8 protein-coding genes are annotated in these 8,158 nt (G+C 64.9%); 6 read left to right on the top strand and 2 right to left on the bottom strand.

Annotated elements, in window-relative coordinates:
* The 3 genes from H8B02_RS42335 to H8B02_RS42320 all read left to right on the top strand — a co-directional run.
* Nucleotides 1-494 (top strand): PopZ family protein (locus H8B02_RS42335; RefSeq protein WP_229171632.1); only part of this gene is annotated, 494 nt, incomplete at its 5' end.
* Nucleotides 495-747: 253 nt separating this feature from the next.
* Nucleotides 748-3,615: a valine--tRNA ligase gene (locus H8B02_RS42330; RefSeq protein ID WP_229171631.1), complete on the top strand. Its 2,868-nt coding sequence runs from the start codon at nt 748-750 to the stop codon at nt 3,613-3,615.
* Nucleotides 3,616-3,866: 251 nt separating this feature from the next.
* Nucleotides 3,867-4,637 (top strand): hypothetical protein, encoded by a 771-nt coding sequence (locus H8B02_RS42320; RefSeq protein WP_229171630.1) that lies wholly within the window; start codon nt 3,867-3,869, stop codon nt 4,635-4,637.
* 9 nt (nt 4,638-4,646) lie between these two features.
* Here H8B02_RS42320 and H8B02_RS42315 read toward each other — a convergent pair whose 3' ends face one another.
* Nucleotides 4,647-5,258, bottom strand: coding sequence for a DNA-3-methyladenine glycosylase (locus H8B02_RS42315; RefSeq protein WP_229171629.1), 612 nt, complete (start codon nt 5,256-5,258; stop codon nt 4,647-4,649).
* A gap of 132 nt (nt 5,259-5,390) precedes the next feature.
* On the opposite strand from H8B02_RS42315, the gene lipA reads away from it, so the two are divergent.
* From lipA to H8B02_RS42300, 3 genes are all read left to right on the top strand, one after another.
* Nucleotides 5,391-6,350 carry a lipoyl synthase gene (gene lipA, locus H8B02_RS42310; protein WP_229171628.1) on the top strand — a complete coding sequence of 320 codons (960 nt, stop codon included), beginning with the start codon at nt 5,391-5,393 and terminating at the stop codon, nt 6,348-6,350.
* Between the two features lie 89 nt (nt 6,351-6,439).
* Nucleotides 6,440-6,979, top strand: a complete 540-nt coding sequence (locus H8B02_RS42305; protein WP_229171626.1) for an AAA family ATPase — start codon at nt 6,440-6,442, stop codon at nt 6,977-6,979.
* Complete coding sequence (locus H8B02_RS42300) at nt 6,979-7,446, top strand: type II toxin-antitoxin system RatA family toxin (protein WP_229171624.1); 468 nt, start codon at nt 6,979-6,981, stop codon at nt 7,444-7,446. Before H8B02_RS42305 ends, H8B02_RS42300 begins: the two co-directional genes overlap by 1 nt.
* Before the next feature lie 99 nt (nt 7,447-7,545).
* Here H8B02_RS42300 and H8B02_RS42295 read toward each other — a convergent pair whose 3' ends face one another.
* Nucleotides 7,546-7,932 carry a BA14K family protein gene (locus tag H8B02_RS42295; protein ID WP_229171633.1) on the bottom strand — a complete coding sequence of 129 codons (387 nt, stop codon included), beginning with the start codon at nt 7,930-7,932 and terminating at the stop codon, nt 7,546-7,548.
* Nucleotides 7,933-8,158: the final 226 nt, after the last annotated feature.

Below are 8,158 nucleotides of genomic sequence, written 5' to 3'. Positions count from 1 at the left end.
CGGCGCCGGCCAGCAACAATCAGGACGACATCGACTCGCTGCTCGCCAGCCTCGACGAGGCGACGCCCGCGTCCGAGATCAGGCCGTCGCCGCAACCCGAAGCCGACGTATTCGAGCTCACTGACGACATGGCGCTGCCGGAGCCGGCGGCCACGCCGTCGTTCCGCAAGGTCGAGCCGCAGGACGACGTCGAGTTCACGGAAGCCCGCACACGGGCGCCGGAGCCCATGCGAGAACCGGTTCGAGAGCGAGAACCGCCGGCAATCGAAACCGCGCCGATGCAGCAGATCATCTCGGGAACCACGATGCGGGCGGTCGAATCCGCTTTCAACTCGCTGGCCAACACCGTGCTGAGCAACAATGCCCGGACGCTGGAGGATCTGGTCAAGGAGATGCTGCGGCCGATGTTGAAGTCCTGGCTGGACGACAATCTGCCGGGGCTGGTCGAGCGGATCGTCAAGGCCGAGATCGAGCGGGTCTCCCGCGGGCGATAGCTCCGCCGCGGGTGGTCGCTCCTGCCGCAGGGGGCTTGGCAGCCCTCATTCAGCCCCCAAATGCCCCAGAGTTTCGGTTCTGATAGGATCAGACCCGAAACGCCAGTTCCCTGTTTCGACGCGTTTTCTTCACGCGAACCGGTGTCCACTTCGCTCGAAAACGCTCTCAATGCCGTTTTGACGTGCCGGTCCGGTTGACTCGGTGCGTTCTGGCGGCTTTCTACCCTTTCCCTATGGTCCACAGCGCATTGTCATGATCGAGAAAAACTACCAGCCTGCCGATATCGAGCTCCGGATGGCCCAGCTCTGGGAGGAGAGCGGCGCGTTCAAGGCCGGCCGGCCCGAGCGCAAGGACGCTGCGCCTTTCACCATCGTGATCCCGCCGCCGAACGTGACCGGCTCGCTGCACATGGGCCACGCGCTCAACAACACGCTGCAGGACATCCTGTGCCGGTTCGAGCGGATGCGCGGCCGTGACGTGCTGTGGCAGCCCGGCACCGACCATGCCGGCATCGCCACCCAGATGGTGGTCGAGCGTCAGCTGATGGAACGGCAGGAGCCGGGCCGGCGCGACATGGGCCGCGCCAAGTTCCTCGAGCGGGTCTGGCAGTGGAAGGCCGACAGCGGCGGCACCATCGTCAACCAGCTCAAGCGCCTCGGCGCCTCCTGCGACTGGTCGCGCGAGCGCTTCACCATGGACGAGGGCCTGTCGCGTGCCGTCGTCAAGGTGTTCGTCGAGCTGCACCGCCAGGGCCTGATCTACAAGGACAAGCGCCTGGTCAATTGGGACCCGAAGCTGCTCACCGCGATCTCCGATCTCGAAGTGCAGCAGGTCGAGGTCAAGGGCCATCTCTGGTACCTGCGCTATCCGATCGAAGGCCGCAGCTTCAGCCCCGAGGATCCCAAATCCTTCATCGTGGTCGCGACCACGCGTCCGGAGACGATGCTCGGCGACACCGCGGTCGCAGTGCATCCGGACGATGAGCGCTACACCGATCTGGTCGGCCAGCATGTCATCCTGCCGCTGGTCGGCCGCAAGATTCCGATCGTCGCCGACGACTATTCCGATCCGGAGAAGGGCTCGGGCGCGGTCAAGGTGACGCCGGCGCACGACTTCAACGATTTTGAGATCGGCAAGCGCCATGGCCTGCCGCAGATCAGCGTGCTGGACCAGGAAGGCTGCCTGAATCTCACCGGCAACGAGGACTATCTGCGCGGCCTGCCGGCGGGCGCCGACGAATTCGCGGCAGAGTTTCACGGCATCGAGCGCTTCGCCGCGCGCAAGAAGATCGTCGCAAGGCTGGAGGAGTTCGGTTTCCTCGAGCGGATCGAGCCCAACACCCACATGGTGCCGCATGGCGACCGCTCCAATGTTGTGATCGAGCCGTACCTCACCGACCAGTGGTATGTCGACGCCAAGACGCTGGCGCAGCCGGCGATGGCGGCGGTGCGCTCGGGCGAGACTACGTTCGTGCCGAAGAACTGGGAAAAGACCTATTTCGAGTGGATGGAGAATATCCAGCCCTGGTGCATCTCGCGCCAGCTCTGGTGGGGCCATCAGATCCCGGCCTGGTACGGGCCCGACGGCAAGGTGTTCGTCGCCGAGACCGAGGAAGAGGCAGTCGGCAACGCGCTCGGCTACTACGTCGAGCAGGAAGTCATCACGCCGGAGCAGGGCCACGACATGGCGGTCGATCCCGCCAAGCGCGAGGGCTTCATCACGCGTGACGAGGACGTGCTCGACACCTGGTTCTCCTCGGCGCTGTGGCCGTTCTCGACGCTGGGCTGGCCGGACGACACGCCGGAGGTCGCGCGCTACTACCCGACCAACACGCTGGTCACGGGCTTCGACATCATCTTCTTCTGGGTCGCCCGCATGATGATGATGGGCCTTCATTTCATGAAGGAGGCGCCGTTCTCGACCGTCTACATCCACCGTCTCGTCCGTGACGAGAAGGGCGCGAAGATGTCGAAGTCGAAGGGCAACGTCATCGACCCGCTGGGCGTGATCGACGATTTCGGCGCCGACGCGCTGCGTTTCGCGCTGACCCGCGAGGCGGCGCAGGGCCACGACATCCGCCTGTCGCCGCATCTGGTCGAGACCAACCGCAACTTCGCGACCAAGTTCTGGAACGCCTGCCGCTTCGCCGAAATGAACGAGTGCGTGAAGCCGGACGGCTTCGATCCGAAGGGCGCCAAGGAGACCTTGAACCGCTGGATGGCCCACGAAACCTCGCGCGTCACCCGCGAGGTGACCGAGACGATCGAGGATCATCGCTTCAACGATGCGGCCGGCGCGATCTACCGCTTCGTCTGGAACGTGTTCTGCGACTGGTATCTCGAGCTGGCAAAGCCGGTGCTGATGGGCGAGGAGGGCGCGGCCAAGGCCGAGACCCGCGCCATGATCGCCTGGACCCGCGACGAGATCCTCAAGCTGCTGCATCCGTTCATGCCCTTCATCACCGAAGAGCTGTGGGCTGTGACGGCAAAGCGCGACGGCCTCCTGGTGCTGGCGCCCTGGCCGCGCAAGCAGGGCGTGACCGGGGAGCAGTTGGCGGCGATCGCGACCGCAGGTCCGGTGGTCGATCCGATCATTCCGCCGGTGATTGCCGCGCTCGACGCGGACGAGTTCAGCGATCCCGCGGCTGAGGCCGAGATCGGCTGGGTGGTCGATCTCGTCACCGCGATGCGGTCGGTGAAGGCGGAAATGAACATCCCGCCGTCGACGCTGACACCGCTGGTGATCGTGACCACCTCCGACGAGACGCGCGACCGCGCGCAGCGCTGGAACGACACCATCAAGCGCCTCGCGCGATTGTCGGAGATTTCCTTCGCGAACGCCGCGCCTGAAGGCGCCATGCAGCTGCTGGTGCGCGGCGAAGTCGTCGCGCTGCCGCTGAAGGGCGTGATCGATCTTGCCGCCGAACGCGCGCGGCTGGAGAAGGAGCTCGGCAAGGCCGACGCCGATATCAAGCGGGTCGACGCAAAGCTCTCCAACGAGAAGTTCGTCGCCAACGCGCCGGAAGAGCTCGTCGAGGAAGAGAAGGAGAAGCGCGCGGCAGCAACGGAGCGCCGGGCCAAGATCCTCGAGGCGATCGAGCTGCTGAAGCGGGCGTCATAACAGGCGGCACCGATGACGGCGCGCCCGGGGCTGCGCGACTATCACACCTCGTATGATGCGGCGTTCCTGCGCGATCCCGACGGCAACCGGATCGAGGCGGTCTGCCATCAGGCGGCGTGAACCCGGTCACGCCGGCATCCGACCAACCAGCCGACAGGTCGGCCGTTCAATCCGTTCCGGCTCCCCCGAGCCGCGAGATCATCATGACGATATCCCGAAGAACGCTGCTGATCGCGACAGGAGTCTTGCCAATGCTCGGTTTCGGCGAACGCGCTCAGGCGGCTGCATCGACGGTGAAGCCGCGCCACGTGCTCTGCTTGCTCGGCGGCGAAGGCGAGCTGCCGCGGCTGCAGGATGCAGCCTCGCGTGCGATCGAACAATTCGCGGCCGGCTTCAGCGTCGATACCACCTATTCGCAAGGGAAGGCGGATCCCAATATGAGCCGCTCATTCGGCGTGTGCTGGGATCGCGTCGCGCCGAATGCCTGGACCGACGCCGACGAGACGGCTGTCGCCGACCACAAATCCGTTCTCTATGTGCTGGGACCGCCGATGTCGGCGGACAATGCCGTCATGTGCTCGGCCGGCGGGTTGTTTCTGGTCGACGCCGTGATCAAGGCAGGTGCGACGGCTGCCAAGGGTGAGAGCGCAGGCGTCGCCCACGGCCTCGCGCGTTGGGGCGCGCTCGCTCACGAGGCTGCCGCTGCTTTGCAATCGGATGACAACATCACTTTGCGTCGGGCCTGCCGGCTGGCCTTCGCCAAGCGGCCGCTGGCCGGCGCGACCCACCTTGAGACCGTCGGCTTTCACCTCGTCGGGCTTCCCGAAGTCTACGTGGCCAAAGCCTATGGCAGCGAGCGAGAGGTGGTTGCGCTGATGGATGAGGTCGGTGACCAGCTTGCGCGGTGCGGGCTGGAGGCGGTGCTCGCCGACCGCAAGGCGCAGCTGTCTTATGAGACCTCCTATGAACCAGACGATTTCAAGTTCAATCCGTATGGGATCGTCACCATCGACCTGCGCTGACCGGGCGTCTCACGGTGGAAACCGCTTGCTGAGGAATTTCGATCCCTTCAGCCCGTAGCGCCATGGCAGGTCGACGGCTTTCGTGATGCCGATCCGCAATCCGGTGACGATGTCGGGCGTCTCGGTCCGCGCGTGGAGCGCGATCGGCGGACGGTCGAGCGGCAGTTCGCTGTGCGCGATGGTAATGCCGAGCGCCTCGCAGAGCTTGCCGGGCCCCGAGCACAAGGCGCGCTCATCCTCCAGCCCGCGCCGCCGGCGCATGGCCGCCAAGCCGTGGGTCGGCTCGAGCGCGCGGATCAGCACGGCGCTGGCCGAGCCCGGAGCTTCGCAGACGAAGTTGACGCACCAATGGATGCCGTAGGAGCGGTAGACATAAGAGAAGCCCGGTGGGCCGAACATGATCTGGTTGCGTGGGGTCGGTCCGTTGAACGAGTGGGCCGCCGGCTCGGTGTGATGGTAGGCCTCGACCTCGGTGATGATGCCGCCGACGCCGCCGACCAGGAAGGTCGCGCCGATCAGGTCGGGTGCGACCTCGTGGACGCTGCGATCGAAGAAGGCGCGTTTCAGAGCTTTGCCGAGGCGCGGCGCGGTCGCACGGGTCGATCGGGGTTTTTGAGCCATTTTGAGGTGGGAATCGGCGTGGAACGGACCGCGAGACTGCCAATATATGGGCTGATCTGCTAGGGTCGCAGGGCGGGTTGCGAGCCGCGTCAACACCGATTAGCTATGGCCTCTCGCGACTTGCAGGCACAAATGGTCACCATCGTCGACACCATCTCCACCACTCAGCTCCGCCCGCGTCACCCCGAAAAGGTGAACCGGCCGGATGCCGTGTCGCCGCCGAAGCCGGACTGGATCCGTGTCCGCGCGCCGAACACGCGCGGCTATGCCGATACGCGGCGGATCGTGAAGGAGAACGGCCTCGTCACGGTGTGCGAGGAGGCGGGCTGCCCCAACATCGGTGAGTGCTGGGACAAGAAGCACGCCACCTTCATGATCATGGGCGACACCTGCACGCGGGCCTGTGCGTTCTGCAACGTCAGGACCGGCGTGCCCGGCGCGCTCGATGCCCACGAGCCCGAATACGTCGCTGAGGCGGTCTCGAAGCTGGGTCTGGCCCATGTCGTGATCACATCGGTGGATCGCGACGATCTCGCCGACGGCGGCGCCGAGCATTTTGCAGAGACCATCCGGGCCATCCGCGCCCGCTGCCCGACCACCACGATCGAGATCCTGACACCGGACTTCCTGCGCAAGGACGGCGCGCTCGAACGCGTGGTCGCGGCGAAGCCCGACGTCTTCAACCACAATCTGGAAACCGTGCCGTCGCGCTATCTGACGGTCCGTCCGGGCGCCCGCTATTTCCACTCGATCCGGCTGCTGCAGCGGGTCAAGGAGATGGACCCGACCATCTTCACCAAGTCGGGCATCATGGTCGGCCTCGGCGAGGAGCGGCACGAGGTACTGCAGGTGATGGACGACCTGCGCTCGGCCGAGGTCGATTTCCTGACCGTCGGTCAGTACCTGCAGCCGACGCGCAAGCATCACGCCGTGATGCGCTACGTGACGCCGGACGAATTCGCGGGCTACGAGCGTGTCGCCTATACCAAGGGTTTTCTGATGGTGTCGGCGAGTCCGCTGACGCGCTCGTCGCATCATGCCGGCGAGGATTTTGCGAAGCTGCAGGCGGCGCGCACGGCTCGCGGCCGCTAGATTTTGCAAACGGCAGGAGGCCGGCGTCGCCGCGCGCCGTTGCCTGATCGAGCCTCGACCGAACCTTGACCGAATCTTGGACGGGACCAATGCAACGCGTGCTGGTGATGGGATCGTCGGGGTCCGGCAAGTCGACCTTTGCGCGACGACTGTCCGCCATGATGGGCATCCCGACAGTGTCGATCGACGCGCTGTTCTGGAAGCCGGGCTGGGTCGAGTCCGACAAGGATGAATTCGAGCGCCGCATGGTCGAGGTCACGCAAGCGCCGCGCTGGATCATGGATGGGAACTACATGAAGAGCGGTGCAGGTGAACTGCGCCGGCAGCTCTCCGATACGATCATCTGGTTCGATCTGCCGCGGCTGACCTGCATGCTCGGAATCCTGGGGCGGATTGCCGGCAGCTATGGCCAGGTTCGCCCCGAGATGGCGGAAGGCTGCCCGGAGAAGATCGATCTCGAATTCTTCCGCTATGTCTGGACCTATCGCCAGCAGCAGCGGCCGAAGCTGATCGAATATTTTTCGGGCTTGCGCGCCGATCAATCGCTGGTCTGCTTCACCGATCGGGCCCAGGCGGACGATTATCTGCAGCGTCTCGCACGCCAGCAAAACCGTGCGAGTATCCACTGATGCCACGATTCTCAAGCAAGCGGCGGGTCCGCCACACCGCACCTCAAATGTTCGATCTGGTCGCCGACGTCGAGCGCTATCCGGAATTCGTGCCGCTGTGCCAGGCGCTCAAGATCCGCCAGCGGACGCCCAAGGACGACGGCACCGAGGTCGTGGTGGCCGACATGACCGTCTCGTTCAAGCTGGTGCGCGAAACCTTCACCAGCAGGGTGACACTCGACCGGCCCAACCTGAAGATTCTGGTCGAATATCTGCGCGGTCCGTTCAGCAACCTGGAGAACCGCTGGAGTTTTGAGCCGAAGTCGGACACCGAATGCGATGTCGGCTTCTTCCTGAACTACGAATTCAAGAGCCGGATGCTGGCGATGCTGATGGGCTCGATGTTCGACGCCGCATTCTCGCGCTTTGCCGCCGCGTTCGAGAAGCGCGCCGACCAGGTCTACGGCAAGCCTCAGCTCTCGACCTAGCGACGCTGTCTGGTCCGCTGAAGAGGCGCTGTTTCCCCGGAACGCAAATGCCCGGCACGAGGCCGGGCATGACGGGAGATGTAGGCGCGTTCGCTGATTTTACGGGCAGGAACGCCGCACGCCGCCGGACGCGATGTAGGTCCCCGAAGCCGGGTCGTAGGTGCGGAAACGCTGGGAGCAATAGGCGTCGTTGTTGGCCTTGGCCTGGCTCGCCGCGATGGCGCCGCCGATGATCGCGCCGGCTGCAAGCCCGCCGATGATCGCAGCGCCGTTTCCACCGCCGCCATGGCGATGACCGTAGTAGCCACCGCGGTAACCGTGACGCGGGCCGCCATGCCAGTGACGATACTGCATGTGCTCGACGGAGATCGGCCGGTCCTGCAACCGCGCGGGCGCGAGCGGTGCGGCGAACGAGGGGGCAATAGTCGACAGCGTCATGGCGCCAGAGGTGATTGCGGCCACGACCAAAGTTCCCAACTTCATCATTTTCTCCTTGTTGTGGGATTTTGCTGTTTGGACAAACAATTCAAACAGCAGAGTTGGAACAATAGAAAGCGACGAAGCGACGTCGCAGTTCCACCTGAGATAGGCGGCACTGGGTCGCAGTTGACACAGGGGTGTGTGAGGTCGGCCTTCGCGCGATGCGACTTGCGTAGGCCTATCCGCGTGGCGGCCGCCGCCGTTTCGCGGCGTGGCTTCGCGGCGACCGGGC

Source organism: Bradyrhizobium altum, from assembly GCF_020889705.1.
Classification (GTDB): domain Bacteria; phylum Pseudomonadota; class Alphaproteobacteria; order Rhizobiales; family Xanthobacteraceae; genus Bradyrhizobium; species Bradyrhizobium altum.
This window is presented reverse-complemented; position numbering and strand designations above follow the sequence as displayed.